Source organism: Caproiciproducens galactitolivorans, from assembly GCF_004768785.1.
Classification (GTDB): Bacteria; Bacillota; Clostridia; order Oscillospirales; family Acutalibacteraceae; genus Caproiciproducens; species Caproiciproducens galactitolivorans.
The window spans coordinates 74,377-92,828 of sequence record NZ_SRMQ01000002.1; the positions used below are offsets into that span (position 1 = coordinate 74,377).

The 18,452-nt window shown below is 42.2% G+C and carries 12 protein-coding genes and 1 pseudogene; 12 read left to right on the forward strand and 1 reads right to left on the reverse strand.

Annotation, left to right across the window (positions count from 1 at the left end; all coding sequences use genetic code 11):
- Positions 1-63: 63 nt before the first annotated feature.
- From CAGA_RS02940 to CAGA_RS02970, 8 genes are all read left to right on the forward strand, one after another.
- Positions 64-2,073, forward strand: coding sequence for a type I restriction-modification system subunit M (locus CAGA_RS02940; protein WP_135657562.1), 2,010 nt, complete (start codon positions 64-66; stop codon positions 2,071-2,073).
- Positions 2,070-3,428 carry a restriction endonuclease subunit S gene (locus CAGA_RS02945; RefSeq protein WP_135657563.1) on the forward strand — a complete coding sequence of 453 codons (1,359 nt, stop codon included), beginning with the start codon at positions 2,070-2,072 and terminating at the stop codon, positions 3,426-3,428. Before CAGA_RS02940 ends, CAGA_RS02945 begins: the two co-directional genes overlap by 4 nt.
- Before the next feature lie 3 nt (positions 3,429-3,431).
- A complete protein-coding gene (locus tag CAGA_RS02950; protein WP_135657565.1) occupies positions 3,432-6,404 on the forward strand; it encodes a type I restriction endonuclease subunit R in 2,973 nt (990 codons plus the stop codon).
- Positions 6,405-6,483: 79 nt separating this feature from the next.
- Positions 6,484-6,798, forward strand: coding sequence for a hypothetical protein (locus CAGA_RS02955; protein ID WP_135657567.1), 315 nt, complete (start codon positions 6,484-6,486; stop codon positions 6,796-6,798).
- Positions 6,799-6,865: 67 nt separating this feature from the next.
- Positions 6,866-7,327, forward strand: a complete 462-nt coding sequence (locus CAGA_RS02960) for a Hachiman antiphage defense system protein HamA (protein ID WP_135657569.1) — start codon at positions 6,866-6,868, stop codon at positions 7,325-7,327.
- Positions 7,328-7,340: 13 nt separating this feature from the next.
- Positions 7,341-8,996 (forward strand): DEAD/DEAH box helicase, encoded by a 1,656-nt coding sequence (locus tag CAGA_RS12745; RefSeq protein ID WP_207669538.1) that lies wholly within the window; start codon positions 7,341-7,343, stop codon positions 8,994-8,996.
- 53 nt (positions 8,997-9,049) lie between these two features.
- Positions 9,050-9,952 (forward strand): hypothetical protein, encoded by a 903-nt coding sequence (locus CAGA_RS12750; RefSeq protein ID WP_207669539.1) that lies wholly within the window; start codon positions 9,050-9,052, stop codon positions 9,950-9,952.
- 35 nt (positions 9,953-9,987) lie between these two features.
- Entirely contained in the window at positions 9,988-10,896 is a 909-nt protein-coding gene (locus CAGA_RS02970) for a GIY-YIG nuclease family protein (protein ID WP_135657570.1), read from the forward strand.
- Positions 10,897-11,154: 258 nt separating this feature from the next.
- Here the strand turns inward: CAGA_RS02970 and CAGA_RS02975 are convergent, their stop codons facing one another.
- Positions 11,155-11,436, reverse strand: coding sequence for a transposase (locus tag CAGA_RS02975; protein WP_135657572.1), 282 nt, complete (start codon positions 11,434-11,436; stop codon positions 11,155-11,157).
- 359 nt (positions 11,437-11,795) lie between these two features.
- Here CAGA_RS02975 and CAGA_RS02980 point away from each other — a divergent pair, with 359 nt between their 5' ends.
- The 4 genes and pseudogenes from CAGA_RS02980 to CAGA_RS02995 all read left to right on the forward strand — a co-directional run bounded on the left by CAGA_RS02980 (position 11,796) and on the right by CAGA_RS02995 (position 18,293).
- A complete protein-coding gene (locus CAGA_RS02980) occupies positions 11,796-11,966 on the forward strand; it encodes a helix-turn-helix domain-containing protein (RefSeq protein ID WP_135657574.1) in 171 nt (56 codons plus the stop codon).
- Between the two features lie 127 nt (positions 11,967-12,093).
- On the forward strand, positions 12,094-14,886 hold the full coding sequence (locus CAGA_RS02985) for a DEAD/DEAH box helicase family protein (RefSeq protein WP_279221992.1): 2,793 nt from the start codon (positions 12,094-12,096) through the stop codon (positions 14,884-14,886).
- Positions 14,887-16,962, forward strand: coding sequence for a site-specific DNA-methyltransferase (locus CAGA_RS02990; protein WP_135657578.1), 2,076 nt, complete (start codon positions 14,887-14,889; stop codon positions 16,960-16,962). It abuts the gene before it with no gap.
- 89 nt (positions 16,963-17,051) lie between these two features.
- Positions 17,052-18,293: pseudogene (locus tag CAGA_RS02995) on the forward strand (IS256 family transposase).
- Positions 18,294-18,452 lie beyond the last annotated feature (159 nt).

Sequence of the window (18,452 nt, forward strand, 5' to 3'; positions counted from 1 at the left end):
TTTGCGTGTGGTATTATAGCCACAATTGCCATTATAAAAGCGAAAAGGATAGGGTGAAATACTATGGACAATCAGGTGCACAATTCAATAGTAAGCTTTATATGGGGCATTGCCGACGACTGCCTCCGTGATATATATGTACGCGGCAAATACCGCGATGTTATTCTGCCGATGACGGTTATCCGCCGTCTTGATGCAATGCTTGAGGGTACCAAGCAATCAGTGCTTGATATGAAGAAAACACTGGATGCCGCCGGTATTACTAACCAATGGCCAGCGTTATGTAACGCTGCAGGACAGGCATTCTGCAATGCATCGCCGTTCCGTCTGCGCGACCTCACCAGCCGTGCAAAGAAACAGACTTTGAAGACTGATTTTGAAGCATATCTCGACGGCTTTTCACCTAACGTGCAGGAAATTCTCGAGAAATTCAAGTTCCGTAATCAGATAGACACTATGACCGACGCCGACATACTCGGCGCGGTTATTGAAAAGTTTATTTCTCCGACTATTAACCTGAGCCCGGAGCCGGTTTACAAGGACGATACAAAAGAGGAAATCCGCCTGCCTGCGCTGGATAATCACGGAATGGGTACTGTTTTTGAGGAGCTTATCCGCAAGTTCAACGAGGAAAACAATGAGGAAGCCGGAGAGCACTGGACTCCCCGTGATGTTGTTGAGCTTATGGCCGATCTTGTTTTTGCACCGATTGCCGATCAGATTATGGACGCCACCTATTCCTGCTATGATGGAGCTTGCGGTACAGGCGGTATGCTGACCGTTGCACAGGAACGGCTTATGACGCTTGCAGAACAAACCGGCAAACAGGTGTCTATTCATCTTTTTGGACAAGAAATCAATCCCGAAACTTATGCTATAGCAAAAGCGGATATGCTGCTGAAAGGCGATGGGGATCAAGCTGAGCATATCGGTTTTGGTTCAACATTATCAAATGACCAGAACGCAACCAGACAGTTTGACTTTATGCTCTCTAATCCGCCTTACGGTAAGAGCTGGAAAACCGACGCCGAGAAGATGGGCGGTAAAAAAGATATTCTGGATACACGTTTTAATGTTTACCTTGAAAACGGCGAGCAGCTCGTCATGATTCCACGCACAAGCGACGGTCAGCTCCTGTTTTTGCTGAACAATGTGGCAAAGATGAAGAAGGACACGTCGCTCGGCAGCCGTATTGCCGAGGTGCATAACGGTTCCTCGCTCTTTACAGGCGATGCCGGGAGCGGCGAGAGCAATGCGCGCAGATATCTAATTGAAAGCGACCTTGTTGAGGCCATCATCGCCTTGCCGGAAAATATGTTTTATAACACAGGCATCGGTACATATATTTGGGTTTTATCCAACAAAAAAGAGGAACGCCGTAAGGGGAAAATTCAATTGATCGACGCCACGACCATGAAATCCCCACTTCGCAAAAACATGGGCAAAAAGAACTGTGAATTTTCGGAGGAAATCCGCACGGAGATTCTACGCATTTTCATGGAGATGGAAGAAAGCGAAGTAAGCCGTATTTTCAACAACGAGGAGTTTGGCTATTGGGCCATTACGGTAGAAAGACCACTCCGCTTGAGAGTATTCCTGGAAAGACATATTCCGGATTCTGTTTTCAAGAATGCAGATGAACGTGCCGATTACGAACGGGCCATCGATAGATTGCCGAAGGATACTCCCTTAGATAATTGGGAGGCGTTCGCCAAGGCTACAAAGCTGAAGGCGGCACTGCTTAAAAAGGTGCGCCCCTATATCACCGAAAAAGATCGGTCTGCGCAGCCGGTTGAGGGAGAGCCGGATACCGACCTGCGCGACACGGAAATCGTGCCGTTTACCTATGACGGTGGCATCGAAGCCTTTATGAAAAACGAAGTGCTTCCGTATGCACCCGACGCATGGGTGGATGATAAGAAAACACAGATTGGCTATGAGATAAGCTTTACGAAATATTTCTACAAGCCGGTTGAGCTGCGTTCTTTGAAGGATATTCTTTCTGACCTCAAAACCCTGGAAAAAGAAACAGACGGCATGATGGCAGAAATCATCGGGGGGCTTGAGGGATGAAGAAATACGAATCATACAAACCGTTATCGGAATTATGGCTTTCGTCAATTCCGATACATTGGCACTCAAGAAAGATAAAGTATCTTTTTTCAGAGCGTTCGGAAAAAGGTTACCCGGATGAGCAGTTACTAGTTGCTTCACAAAATATGGGCGTTGTTCCCAAACACATATATGGCAATCGTACTGTTGAAGCGATGAAAGACTTACACCTGTTGAAATTGGTTAGAGTCGGAGATTTTGTCATAAGTCTACGTTCATTTCAGGGTGGAATAGAATATGCATATTATCAAGGGATAATTAGTCCGGCATATACGATTATGATACCTAAAGATATAATTATGCCCAGTTATTTCAGGTATCTAGCGAAATCAAGACTATTCATAGAATTACTTCAACTTTGCGTTACAGGAATACGTGAGGGACAAAATATTGATTATAATAAACTTAAAAATCATCAAATTCCCGTTCCACCTCGTCTCGAGCAAGACCAGATTGTTCGCTATTTGGATTGGAAGGTTTCAAAAATAAACAAGCTAATTGCGGTGAAGAAAAAAGAGATTTCTCGCATCGCAGAGCTCAAGAAGACAGTAGTAAATGAAGCTGTTACACACGGCTTGAACCCAAATGTCCCAATGAAGTTCAGTGGCGTTGATTGGTTAGGAGATATTCCAGCTCATTGGAAAACCACAAAATTGCGTCAGATTCTACATCCTTTTAGTGAAAAGAATCATCCGGAGTTGCCGCTTTTATCTGTGGTGCGAGAACAAGGTGTTATTGTTCGTAACGTTGAGGATAAGGAAAGTAATCACAATTTTATCCCAGATGATTTAAGTGGATATAAGATGGTGAAAAAAGGTCAGCTTGCTATGAATAAAATGAAAGCGTGGCAAGGTTCATATGGCATTTCGGATTATACAGGTATTATAAGCCCAGCATATTATGTTTTCGATGTTGATTTTGAAAATCTTGAGTATTTCCATTATGCTATCCGAAGCAAGGTGTATGTGAATTTCTTTGCTCAGGCGTCTGATGGTATTAGAGTTGGCCAATGGGATTTATCTATTCCCAAAATGAAAGAAATTCCATTCATTGTGCCACCAGAGAATGAACAGAAAGCTATTGTTGAGTATATTCCTAAGGCTTGCGCTAAATATGATGCAGCAATAGCGCAATTAACACAGGAAGTAGATCTGTTAGAAGAATACAGAACAAAGCTTATTTCCGATGTTGTCACTGGCCAGATTGATGTCCGTGGCATTGAAATCCCGGAATATGAGTATGTGGAAGAAGAAGCCGACGAGGAGTCCGACGAAACGGACGGCACGGACGAAGAAGCGGAGGAACAGGAGGAATGAGTAATGGCTTTTACCAACACAAAGGAAAACGGCTTGGAGGCATTGATTGTCGACTGGCTTGTGAACCATAATGGCTATGAGCAGGGCACAAACGCAGATTATAACCGTGAATATGCTATCGACGAAACGCGACTGTTTCGCTTTCTGCAGGACACGCAGCCGGATGCCATGGAAAAGCTGGGCGTATTCAAGGCCGACCTTAAAAAGAAGCAGTTCCTGAACCGACTGCAGGGCGAGCTTTCTAAGCGCGGCATTATTGATGTGCTGCGCAACGGTATCAAGATATACCCGGTAGACCTCATCATGTTTTATCTGACGCCGACGGAAAATAACGCCAAGGCCAAACTCATGCATGAGAAGAACATATTCAGCGTTACCAGACAATTGCAGTATTCTTTAGACGCAACGCGGCTGGCGCTGGATATGTGCGTCTTTATAAATGGCCTGCCGGTTATTACCTTTGAGTTGAAGAACCAGCTGACAAAGCAGACCGTAGGCGATGCGGTGGAACAATATAAAAATGACCGCGACCCGCGCGAGCTGCTGTTCCAGTTCAAGCGCTGCATGGTCCATTTTGCTGTGGATGATGCCCGCGTGAAGTTTTGCACAAAGTTGGACGGAAAAAGCAGCTGGTTCCTGCCTTTCGATAAAGGCTATAACGATGGAGCGGGCAATCCGCCTAACCCTGATGGCATTATGACCGACTATCTATGGAAGGATATTCTCTCAAAAAATAAGCTCTGCCGAATTATTGAAAATTATGCGCAGGTGGTTGAAGAGGTAGACCCGGAAACAAAGAAAAAATCCGTAAAGCAGATATTTCCGCGCTATCATCAGCTTGATGTGGTTGAAAACCTTCTTGCCGACGTTAAGCACAATGGCATAGGTAAATGCTACCTTATCCAGCACAGCGCGGGCAGCGGCAAGTCAAATTCTATAGCATGGTTGGCACACCAATTGATTGGGCTTGAAAAAGATGGTCATCCAATGATTGACTCCGTTCTTGTAGTTACTGACCGCCGCATTCTGGACAAGCAGATCCGCGACACCATCAAGCAGTTTATGCAGGTGAAAAACACCGTAGCATGGGCTGAGCATTCCGGCGATCTCCGTCAGGCCATAAAGGAGGGCAAACGCATCATTGTTACCACTATCGAGAAGTTTCCGTATGTGGTGCCTGACATTGGTGCCGATCATAAAGATAGCCGTTTTGCTGTCCTTATTGACGAAGCCCACTCCGGGCAAAGCGGACGAAACTCAGCGCAGATGAACCTTGCACTCTCTGGCCTTGCTTCAAACGATGATATGGACAACGAAGACAAAATCAATGCCATGATGGAGGGCCGCAAGCTGCTGCAGAATGCCAGCTACTTTGCCTTTACTGCTACACCAAAGAATAAGACGCTTGAGACGTTTGGCATACCCTATCAAGACGGGGATAAAATCAAACATCGGCCGTTCCATGTCTATACGATGAAGCAGGCAATCCAGGAAGGATTTATCCTTGATGTTCTTAAATATTACACACCTATAGACAGTTATTACCGACTGATGAAAACTGTCGAGGATGACCCGATGTTTGATAAAAAGCGAGCACAGAAGAAGTTGCGTTCATTTGTCGAAAGCGACAGCTATACTATTTCTCAGAAAGCACAAATGATGGTAGACCACTTCCACGAACAGGTTATCGCCAAGGGCAAAATCGGTGGACAAGCCCGTGCTATGGTTGTTACGGCCAGTATTCCGCGCTGCATTGAATATTACTATGCAATCAACAAGTGCTTAGCTGCGCGCCATAGCCCATACAAGTCGATTATTGCATTTTCTGGCGAACACAAGTATCAAGGTCAGGAACCGGCGTTAACTTCGTCTGCAATGAATGGCTTTCCGGACGCCTCAATTCCGAAGACATTCAAAAAGGACCCATATCGCCTTCTGATTGTGGCCGATATGTTCCAGACCGGTTTTGACGAGCCGTTGCTTCATACGATGTATGTGGACAAGATGCTCTATGACATCAAGGCTGTTCAGACATTATCACGGCTGAACCGTGCCTGTCCTAAAAAATACGATACTTTTGTATTGGACTTTGCGAACAAAACATCCATTATTGAAGAAGCGTTTTCACGCTATTACCGAACTACCATTCTTTCTGGAGAGACCGACCCCAACAAGCTGTATGACATCATCGCGCTTATGGAGGGATATCAGGTTTATTCTGCGGAACATGTTGAAAAACTGGTCGATTTGTATCTGAGCGGAGCCGAGCGCGACAGACTTGACCCGATTTTGGACGCCTGTGCTGCGGTTTATAAAGAACTCCAAACAGACGACCAGATCAAGTTCAAGAGCGCTGCAAAATCTTTTGTGCGTACATATGGATTCCTTGGAGCCATTTTGCCATACGGCAATGCCGACTGGGAAAAGCTATCTATCTTCTTGAATCTGCTGATTCCGAAGCTGCCCGCACCACGAGAAGACGATCTTTCACAGGGTATTCTTGATGCCATTGATTTGGATAGTTACCGTCTGGAAGCGCGTGAAGTGATGTCAATCAAGTTGGAGGACGAGGACTCAGAGGTGCCTCCGGTTCCTACTGGTAAAATCGGACATATTGTCGACCCTGAAATGGATTTACTTTCCTCCATACTTTCGGCTTTCAATGATATGTTTGGAAACATCGACTGGAAGGATGCTGACAATGTCCGAAGACAGATTCTTGAAATACCTGCAATGGTTTCAAAGGATAAGCGATATCAGAATGCCATGAAGAATTCCGATAAACAGGAAGCGCGTACTGAGAGTGAACGGGCGCTACAGCAGGTTATTTTCTCTATCATGGCGGACAATATGGAGCTGTTCAAGCAGTTCCAAGACAACCCGTCCTTCAAAAAATGGTTGTCTGATATGGTGTTTAACCTTACATATAATCCAGAGGGGAAACCGTATCAGATACCCGGAAATACGACTGTATAGAATTACAATCAAATCGCTAACCTCTTTGAAATATGGAGAACTCTAAATCACTAGTAAACGTAAAGGAGGACTTGCGCAAATGGCAATAGTGCAAAAGACACTAAAGGATGCTGGTTTTGACGGCATATTTTCAGAAGTGTTACATGACGAAAAGCTGGGCTTGAAAAACCCTTATCAATTGCGCTTGTTTCATCTGAGCGTAGTTGATAATGAATTCTCTTTCGACGCCCTTAAAAAGTTTTTATTAAAAAATATAGGGCAGTACATATACTCGCGAGAACGCATAAAAAAGTTTATGAGTGATGATGAAATAACTCTCATAGGCTTGAAAGCTGTCGAACTGCTGCGAGACCGTTGCAATACTCGATGCACCGAAAGTGTTCAGCAAATTTGATACCCAGCTGAAGGAACACTGAAAAACAGGCGTCAGCTGTGTTAATTTACTACAGCCCGACGTAGGAATGCCATCTTTTCAGATGGTGTTTGGGAAGTCTCGCATCGTAGGTGACCCAAAGGACGCGATCGACGATGCTTTTATCACGCTTGAAGCGATAAAAAATGACACTTCACGTGAAATCCGGCTTGTAGAAAGCACAGCGTTTGATAAGGAGTTCGCACCCGAGGTTGCTGAACAACTTAAGGATATTATCTTACCACGTAAAGGACAAACTGTTACACATGACACTGCATTTGGTGTGTTTATCGGGTATTCATTGGGAATAGATAAAAACCGTCCATCTGCAGAATTTCGCGAACTAGTGGCAAAAAAGATGCGTAAAGATATTCAAGCTCATGTTTCCCATATCATTGAAAAAAACAAGGCCGCAAGAATGGAATGTCATTCCTTTTATTTCTATTTCTTGCCATTTAATGAAGCGGATGGAGAGAAGAAAGAGATTATGAAATCTCTTCTCGAGCTTTAGGGAGGGGTGTAAAATGATTGAGAAAAACATCGTTTCTTTAGGGGATACCATTTTTAATGATATTGACAAGAATCCCTACCTTAATGAATTGTATGAAAATATCTTATACAACTATTCGTTGCACCTTTTTCAAATTAGAAGTGAGCGCAAGCCTGTAAATATTTCAGATGCCCTACGTTTTGCTGACATATTATCGAAATCGCCTGATGATAGCCATATGACTTGGGCGCAAGAAATAGTTGCACTTTTAAAGGAGACAGAACCTAATAACCCAGAAATTGATATTTACCTTAATTCTGTTCTTTCTAACACAGGAAATTTTCAAGGACTTGAAACCGCTGAGAAGAAAAAAACAACAACGGTATCCTTGCGCCGTAATCTTCTTGAATGTTTCTATGAGGAATATAGCAAAGAACTGGTTTCCATTCCTGCCGAGCCTGAAAAGCTGTTTTTTCGTCCACAGCGGAAGATCTACGACCGTCTGATAGATCCATACTTCAGTTATTCAGGACCTACCTCTATGGGAAAGTCCTTTATTATGCGGATGTTTATCAAGAAACTAGTGCAGGACGGCATGAAGTTTAATTATGCATTGATTGTCCCTACCAAGGCACTCATTAATGAAGTCTCGAGCAAAATAATCAACGACCTTGGTTCACTTCTTAAAGAAAAGAATTATCGTGTTGTTACATCAGCCGGAGCATTGGCGCTGGAGGAAGAACACAACTTCATCTATGTTCTTACACCTGAACGGCTGCTCTACCTTCTAATTCGACATAAGGACAAAGATATCGACTACTTGTTTATTGACGAAGCCCATAAAATCACTTCTAAGGACAAGCGCAGTACATTTTATTATAAAAACATAGATATGTTAGCTGAACGAAAAAGAAAACCACATATCATTTTTGCGTCACCTAATATTCCAAACCCTGAAGTCTATCTTAAGTTGGTACCTGAGGCTCTAGAAGCAGCAGATTTAACCGATTATAAACTGGCAACAAGTTTTTCACCTGTCAGCCAGGTTAAATATCTTATTGACTGTGTTGATGGAGGCATATATCTGTTTAATGATCGCAGTATTCGGCTAATGGAAATCAGCAAGGCTACAATAAAAGTACCATTAAGCAATATAATTACTCATTTGGGGAAAGGTGTTCAGAGCATTGTCTATTTCAACTCGAAGGACAAAGCCATTCAAGCAGCAATTGATTATGCGGCGTATGAAGAAGATAAAAATGACAGTGAACTTGATTCCCTATCAAAGGAGATTGAAAATCAAGTACATAAAGAGTATTTTCTTGCAAAGTTAATTAAGAAAGGCATTGCCTACCATATTGGATATTTGCCAGCTTCTATTCGCATGAAAATAGAAAAGCTATTTCGCGACAGGAAAATCGTCGCAATGTTTTGCACCAGTACACTTGTTGAAGGTGTTAATCTGCCTGCTGATAATTTATTTATCACTACTTACAGAAAAGAACGCGGACAAACAAAAATGACCGCAGTTGATTTTAGAAATCTTGTCGGTCGCGTTGGACGCATAAATTATAATCTTTATGGTAATGTGTTTTTAGTTCGTCTTGAGGAAAACCTTCAGATCAAAGATTTTGTTGAGTTACTTGAAAAAAAGTACCGGAACAGAAACTCTCTCTTATCACTGAATTAAAGCCAAAGCAAAAGAAGCAAATTGTGGCTTGCCTGTTGCAAGGACATACTAATTTGGAAAAGGAGCAAGGTCAATCGCAGGACTCCTTTGATTTAACACGGAAGTTTTGCTTAATTTTGCTAAGTGACATCATGAGAGGTAGAAATAGCATTGTAAGGCGGGAGTTTAATGAATTTTTGACACTGGAAGATGAAATTAAAATTAAAGCAGCATTTGAAAAAGATGAGATAAAACCAGACGACGATATTAATACATCTGTTGATCAAACTAAAAGCCTATCTGCCAACATCGCGTGGGGTTTAGAGTACCCGGCCATTGATGGAGATGATCACACAAAACTAGGTGAACCACAGGCCTTCCTTGAAAAGTTATATGAGATTTTTAGTTGGGGCAAATGTGAAAGTGCTGAAACTATTGGTAATAAAAATCGCCTAAGTTGGTATGCTGTGATTCTCCGATATTGGGTTAGTGGTAATGGCTTTGGGATGATTATCGATAAATCCCTTACCTATGCACAAAACAGCTTCGACTATAAAGTACGAATTGATGGTCAGTTAATTCCTTATAATCACCAATCAATGATGCATAGAAACATCGTCATGTCAGAAACACTTCAGGCGATTGAAAGTGTTGTGCTGTTCAGTTTCGCAAATTATTTTTTGAGATTTTCAGAAGCATACAAGCGGATTCACGGTATCGAGGGAGAAATGAACAACGACTGGTATGAATTTGTTGAATATGGTACGACAAACAAGTTGACCATATTTCTTCAGCGGAACGGATTTTCTCGTGAGACAGCTCTTTTTATACGGAAACACCGGAGTGAGTATGTGGTTGGATTAGATGATAGTAAGCCTGTTAAAATAAAAAAGAATATCCTCAACTGTGGAAATTTCAGTGTGGTTTCAGAGGTTGAGGATATGAGCATCAATAATCCAGATTTATTCGTGGATTAACTAGCCAGAAGATAAATTCGGAGGTGGCGCATGTTATGGCTGGAAAGAATATGAACTATTTTCTTATGGACGGTACTCCAAACGGTCGCATTAAGTGTACGCTTGCTAATTGGACAGGGGTTGCTTACAAGATCCCACGGATTAAGCTTGTAGACTGTAAGAATATTGACTATCTTAAGCAGAGTGGGGTATATTTCCTCTTCAGCAAAGGTGATGGTGACAGGCCTTTAGTTTATGTTGGTCAGTCAGGGACTCGAAAAAATGGAGAAGGTATTTTGAACCGTTTAAAAGAACATCACGCCTCCCCGAAGCAAGGTCTTGAAGATTGGTATGAAGCAGTAGCTTTCACGACTTCAAACAACATTTTTGGTGCAACCGAGATTAGCTGGCTTGAAAATCGATTCTTTTCCCTTGCCGTAAACGCTAATCGTTATGAAGCTAAGAACGGAAATGAACCTAATGCTGGAAATGTTACAGAAGAAAAAGAGAGTGAACTTGAAGAGTATGTGGAGTATGCAAAAATTGTGATGGGTGTGCTTGGACATTTAGTATTCGAGCCATTAGTTCAAAATCGAACACCCCATAATACAGAGTGTGTAGAGACCGATGACAACCTTGAGTTTTTTATGGAACAAAAGATGCAGAACACCGGAATGACAGTAAAAGCAAAATGTAAGCGCTCAAGTGAAGGATATATAGTTTTACGCGGCAGTGTTATCAATTCTAAAATTAATGAAAAAACCTGCTCAGGGGTAGCAAAAAAGGCTCGAGAGAAGGCCAAAGTTGACGAAAATTATACGCTTTTAGAAGATGTGCTTTTTTCATCACCATCTGCTGCTTCGATGTTTGTAACGGGTGCAAGTTCTAATGGATATACTGCTTGGAAAACTGCTGAAGGCAAGACGTTAAAAGCCGTTGAAACGAGTGAAGCAGAAGAATTGTAAAATGAAATATACTTTTTAGAGCTTTGATACCTCTACGGGTGGGACTCACTAAGCAAAAAGGGGACTTAAAAAACTATGGCAAATGGATTTCAACGAGCAATTTACGGGAGTATCCCAAAATCTCGCTTCTTTTCGCACGATAAGCCACTTTGTTTTGTTTCAAGTAATTGTAGTATGCGTTTGGAAATATCCCCATTCGTTTTAACAGCCAACGTGTTCCAAAATTCTTGTGATGTTTTTCAATGAATCGATATGCCACTAATCGATTTCCTTCGCAAAGAATGCCGCTGCTTTTTTTAAAAAGTCGTTTTCTTTCTTTGCTTCTGCAAGCTCCTGACGAAGTTTCCGATTTTCCTGCATTAATTTGTACTCTGATTTTGCGGCATCATTTGTTTGGCATTCTTCACGGTAAGCGCGAACCCAGTTTGAAACGGTAGCGTGACAGATTCCATATTCAGCAGCGAGGCTTGAAATTGTGCGGCCATCCTGAATATGTAGTTTTACAACTTTTTTCTTGGTTTCTTCTGTAATTGTTTGCATGATATACTCCTCTTTTCTAATAGATATTGTAATCTATTGGGCAGAAGTGTTACAAGTTCAGTATACCATTACAATGGCGGTAAATATGCAGGAATTGAGTATAATAGCACAATGAACGGCAAGGGGTTTAATTTAGCAATATTTTATCCTGACTATTTCAAATGCATAGGTGTAGATGTTTATAAAATTGAAAATCTGAAATATGAGATTAATAAATTGTAATGTTTGAATAGCCTTTTTACTTTTGCTGATTAAAAAGGCTTATATTTTTGGAGGCAAATGCTATATTACGCTACCAGAGGATCTATTGCCTTTATTCGTTTCTTCGTATACAATATTACTCTGTGAGGTATTAGCGAATGGATTATATAACAGCTAAACAGGCTGCTGAAAAATGGAATATATCCCCGCGCAGGGTGCAGGTCTTATGCGAGCAGGGCCGGATAAAAGGCGCTGTGCGTCTGGGTTGGGCCTGGACTATACCGAAAGACGCGGAGAAACCGGAAGATGCAAGGCTCAGAAGAAAATAAAAGCAAAAGCTGAGGAGAGAAAACGATAATGTTTTATAAGATGATTCAGAGAAAGAGGGATATGTGGTACTCCTCTTCAGAGTGTACCGTTAACGAATTGATATCCTACATAATTAATAAAGGTGAAATGCGAGATGTGCAGATTGATGCAATTAAGACATATTTGTTCTTAAAGATAGCCTGCGGGAGCAGACCCCTGTGGGAATTGTTTTCCGAAGGCTATTTTAACACTGTAAACGTTGATGATTTAGAAGTTACGGCTTCTGTAAGGAAAACATTGCAATCCAATCCGGCGGCGCTTGCTTTGTATGAATATTCTACCTTAAAAAATGAAAAAGGCGAGCAGGTTTCTGAAAAACTGGAAAAGGCAATTATCACTGATGCTGCAAATATAAACTTTGTCGATATATTTAAAACGATATTTTATGATGTATCTTACACAGATTACCTTTTCAGTTTGCCGATGGGAGCAGGAAAAACCTACTTAATGGCAGCGTTTATATATTTGGATTTGTATTTCGCAGCAAATGAGCCTGATAATAATGCATTTGCGCATAATTTTATAATATTTGCACCATCGGGATTGAAAAGTTCTGTGGTGCCAAGTCTAAAAACGATCCAAAAGTTTAATCCTTTGTGGGTTCTTCCCGATCCGGCCGCCAGTGAAATCAAGCGGATGATTAAATTTGAGATCCTTGATCAGAATAAAGCGGAGAAAAGAAGCAATAAAACAAAAAATCCAAACGTACAGAAAATTGCCGCTCATCAGCCTTTTGATCAACTGATGGGTTTAGTTGCCATAACCAATGCGGAAAAAGTTATTTTAGACCGCGTTGAAGTAAAGGATGGACAAATCAGTTTATTTGAACAAAGCGATGATGAAAAGGATAGGCAGGCCAATGAACTCAGAAATCTGATCGGGAAAATCCCAAATATGTCAATTTTTATTGACGAAGTGCATCATGCTTCAACAGACGAGATTAAATTGAGAGCAGTAGTAAATGACTGGATAAAAAAGAACTGTACAATCAATTCCGTTATTGGGTTTTCTGGAACTCCGTATTTGGAAAAGGCTTATCCTGTTGCGATATCGGAAAGGTTAAATATAAAAAGCATCGAAATTGCCAATACGGTATATTATTACCCATTAATTCAGGGGATTGATAATTTCTTAAAACGTCCGGTCGTAAAAATCTCAAATCAGGAATACAGCCTTCAAATTATTGAAAACGGGGTAAGGGATTTTTTGAATACATATAAGGATAAAATTTATGAGGAGAGTTTAACCGCCAAACTGGGCATATACTGCGGCAAAGGGAACTGCAAAAGCGCCATCGATTATCTGGAAGAAGAGGTTTTCCCTTGCGTAGCAAGGGTTGCGGAAGATTATGGGCTTGATCCAAAAGAAACCATATTGAAGTTCCATCAGGGAAATAAAAATCATCCTATACTTGCCGAAAGCAAGCTTGAATTTGAAGCCTTGGACAAGCCGTTTTCTAAAATACGCATAGTACTTCTTGTGCATATAGGAAAGGAAGGCTGGGACTGCCGCAGCCTGACTGGGGTTATTTTGTCGCAAAAAGGAGATTGTCCCACTAATATGGTGCTGCAAACCTCCTGCAGATGCTTGCGCCAGGTTGAAAAGGGAAAGCATGAATCGGCATTGATATGGCTTAATCAATTCAACGCCGAAAAGCTCAACATGCAGCTTGAGCAGCAGCATCATATTTCCATTAAAGAATTTGCGCAAGGGGCAAATAAAGCTGATACAGAGATTAAGCGTTACAGCCGGATGGAATATTTGAAGCTCCCGAAAATGGACTATTACCAGCTTAAAGTACATTATGACAGCATTATTGAGGAAAACCCCAAAATATTTAATCCGGAGCTTTCAGATGTTATTACTCCTGAAAGCAAACTATCTGCTATAATAAAAATTCAGGATTTTGAGCAAAGGCTTTTGGATACGGATGTCAAAAAAGAGGTGGCGACGGACCCTGCAAATTATAACCACTGGCTGTATGATATTAGCAGGGAAAGCTTTGGTATGCTGCCTGTTTCGGCATTGAGAGAATATGATGAGTTTTTGCGCCGTGTATTTAATGAAATTACTTTACTGAAAAACGGCGTCCGCTATTTCAGTTCCGCTTTTAATATTAGGACGATAAATCAAAATATACGCAGGCTGTTTTGTGAAAAGCGCGATTTGCAAACAACGGAAGAAGTTGTTCCGCAGGACTCTCGTCTTCTGAAGATTGAGAATCTGTTATCCCCGGTGTTTACCTTCGAACCGGACAGCTATTACCCGCCGCAAGATGTAACGGAAAAAATCATTCTGGAAGACAAAGGACAGCTAAAACCGGATAAAAAGGCCGTGCAGATGATGCAGCTTGCCGAGGAAACGGGGAACATGGATATTCTTCAACAGCTAAAGGCGAAATACAGTTCCCACCCTGAAAAAGACCGTTCGTTCCACTACCTGCCCTATAAAACGGACAGCAATTTTGAAAAGGTTTTATTGGAGCAGGTACTTACACTAGCTTCGGCAAAGAAACGAAAGCTTGAGATATATTATAACGGTGATAAAGCTTTGACGGAATTCAAGATCCGCTGTTATAAAGGAAGTGGCGGCCACAAACGGTATATCGGCATGTATACGCCGGATTTTTTAATTATCAAACGCAAGGACGGGAAAATTAACAAAGCTATAATTGTGGAAACCAAGGGAGGCTTATATGCCAAAGACGAGGTTTTCCAGTCAAAGAGAGCTTTTGTTGAAAAAGAATTTATAGAAATCAATGAAAATCAGGCCGGTTATCCGAGATTTAAATACCTGTATTTGGAGGACAGCTTGCCGGAATCCGAACTCATTACAAGGACGGTAAGCGCAATTGAGGATTTTTTTGAGGAGGAAGCGTAAATGGCAATCAGGTATGTTCCGTATTATCCTGATCCCATAGAAGGACAGGCTATATTGGATAATTTTAAGAGAATGCTGAAATATAAAGGCGCGGGAGATGTAAAGAAAAGGCTTGAACGCGGGATGCCTTTGTATGAACTGAAAAAAGTTGAAACAGTTGGAGAAAACCCGAACGGGAACATGGTGATCCGCGGGGAATGCGTATCGGCCTGCGCATATTTGAAAGAGCAGGGAATTGAAGTAGACCTTGTATACATAGACCCGCCTTTTGCAAGCGGCGCGGACTATGCCAAAAAGGTGTATATCCGCCGCAACCCGAAGGTTGCGGAAGCGATCGCCCGCGCCGAGCAGGAGATGGACATAGAAGAACTAAAAGCTTTTGAAGAAAAAATGTACGGAGACGTTTGGGATAAGGAAAAGTATCTCAATTGGATGTATGAAAACCTGATGGCAATTAAAAGAGTAATGAGCGAAACGGCTTCCATATATGTGCATTTGGATTATCATATAGGGCACTACGTTAAAGTTTTATTAGATGAAATTTTTGGAGAGGATAATTTTAGAACTGAAATAATATGGAAGCGAAAACAGGGGAATTTAGGCCAAACAAGGCAATACGGAGTAGTAACGGATTCCGTATTTTTCTACACAAAAAGTAATGAGTATTATTTTAACCCTCCATTAAGTAAAGAGGGGCAAGAGGAATACTTGAAAAGATTTAAGTATGTGGATGAAAATGGAAGGCGATATAGATTAAGCCCCATTATCAGCCCATCATACAGCCCGTCTTTGATCTACGAGTATAAAGGTTATAAACCTCCTGCAAACGGTTGGTCCCTATCAAAAGAAACAATGGAACAATATGAAAAAGAGGGGCGCTTATATTTTCCAGAAGATAAAAACCAAAGAATACAAAGGAAACAATTTCTTGATGAATGGGAAGGAAGCCCGATTCAGAACTTATGGACTGATATTTATGTAATTAATCCGGTTGCAGCAGAGAGATTAGACTATGCTACTCAAAAGCCAGAAGCTCTTCTCGAACGTATTATTAAAGCTTCTTCCAATGAAGGTATGCTTGTAGCCGACTTTTTTGGCGGCAGCGGCGTTACAGCGGCGGTCGCAAACAAGCTTGGACGCTGTTTTATCCATTGCGATATCGGCATTAATTCCATTCAGGTGACGCGCGACAGGCTTGCGGCAGACAAAGCGGAATTTGATATTTATGAAATTAAGGACGGAGTATCTCTTTACCGCAATCCGGTGCAAACCATGGATAATCTTAAAAAACTGATACCGGGACTGAAAAACGAAGATAGTCTCGACAGCTTTTGGGAAGGAGCCGTATCCGACAGCAAGCTGGGGCTGGTGCCTGTGTATGTGCCAAACCTGATGGACAGCAGTTCGAAACTGCTGGATAAGGTGATGATGTTTCGCATTATGCATGAAGCAATTCCCGAGCTTCCGTCTAACGTCAAAAAAGTAATTGTTTATTATGTGGATATTGATAATCTGGAGGAAATCCAAAAGTTTATTGAAGATGATGAAGACGTTAATATTGAAATTGAGCTGCGTGACTTGAAAGATGTATTGGACGACGCGGTTTTTGAGGATTACGCGGAATTTAAAGTATCAAAAGTGCAAGAATCGCTTATTCCAGAATATAAAGTTGAAATAACAAATTTTCAAAGCGACAGGGTCAGTCGCAAAATAGACGAGTATAATCAAAAAGGTTATGCAAACACATTAAGCGCTTCAGATGAAACAGATTCGGAAGACTATAATTACAATGAAGATGATGAGGACATTAAACCTCGCAAGAAGAAATTTACACCTATTTTGATTAGCGAAACAGGGCTTGAGTTGATTGAGTACATCTCTCTTGACTGTACTAATCAGGATGGCGTTTGGCACAGTGACAGTGAGATTAAAATCGACAAGCTTGGCTATGTGACAGTCAATGGAACCAAGACAAAGGACTTCTGGGACGGGACTATCAAGTGTGAGAAAAAACCTCTGCGACTTAAAATCCGCAACATCTGCGGCGATGAAACGATATGGGAATTGTCAGTGTAAACTGAGACAATTTTAACGAGACCATCCCGAACTTTGTGTAAACCTTCATTAAGGTGTAAAATGGAAGCACCACAATGGAGGTTTTACACATGTCAAAGAAAGACCGCAGTCCGGAAGAGATCGAGCGCCGTGCCAAGATTCGGGAATTGCTGCAAACAAGCAACATTAGCAGCATGGAAGACATTCAGAACCTGTTCAAGGAAACCATTGCCGAATTTATGGAAAACGGCCTTGACGCGGAACTGGACGAGAAACTCGGCTACAGCAAGTATGATTACAGGAACAAAGAAACGTCAAACAGCCGGAACGGGCACAGCAGCAAGACCTTACGAACCAGTTTCGGCAATGTGGATGTTGCCGTGCCCCGTGACAGGGACGGGCAGTTCGAACCACAGCTCCTGAAAAAGAACCAGACCAGCGTCAGCCAGGACATTGAGGAAAAGATTCTGTCCATGTACGCTAAAGGAATGACTACCGGTGATATTGAAGCCCATATCCGGGATATCTACGGCGTAGAGGTCTCCGACACCACCGTCAGCCGGATCACGGACAAGATCCTGCCCATTGCAAAGGAATGGCAGCAGCGCCCGCTGGAAAACGTCTATGCGGTAGTCTTTTTGGATGCCATCCACTATCACGTTCGCAGCGAGGGGCAAATTGTGAAGAAGGCTGTTTACATCGCCATCGGCGTCAGTCTGGACGGGCATAAAGATGTTCTGGGCATGTGGTGGGTCGGCGAAAACGAGAGCGCCAAATTCTAGACCACCGTGCTCAACAGCCTGCGCAACCGCGGAGTAGAGGATATCTTCATTGCCTGCACGGATAACCTGTCCGGTTTTTCTGAGGCCATTGAGGCAGTATTTCCGAAAACGGAAATTCAGAACTGTGTGATTCACCAAATTCGCAACTCCACAAAATATGTCTCCTACAAAGACCTAAAAGCACTGATGGCCGACCTGAAGGCAGTTTATACCACCATAGATGAGCCATCCGCTCTGGATGCACTGAACATTTTCTCCGAGCACTGGGACAAGAAGTATCCGAAGATTTCCGCCTCCTGGAAGGAAAGCTGGCCGAACCTCAGCACCTATTTCAAGTACCATCAGGAAGTACGCCGACTGATTTACACGACGAACGCCATTGAGGGCTTCAACCGACAGCTCCGCAAGGTAACAAAAGCAAAGTCGGTTTTCCCAACGGATGACAGTCTGCTGAAAATGCTGTACCTGGCAATGGTAGACATCACGAAAAAGTGGACTGGCAAGCGGCAGGACTGGTGTATCATTCATGCACAGCTAGCTGTGTTCTTCGCCGATCGGATGCCGGATTAACATCATTCACACCGGAAGTCAAGGATAAATAAACGGCTTCGCCGCCCTTGACTTCCTCTGTGCCTGCTGTTATATTGCAAATATGGCGGCATCGGACGAAGCCGCTTCCGCCACATCTTATTTTTGCTCCATTTTATACCTGAGTTTGAACTTTACACA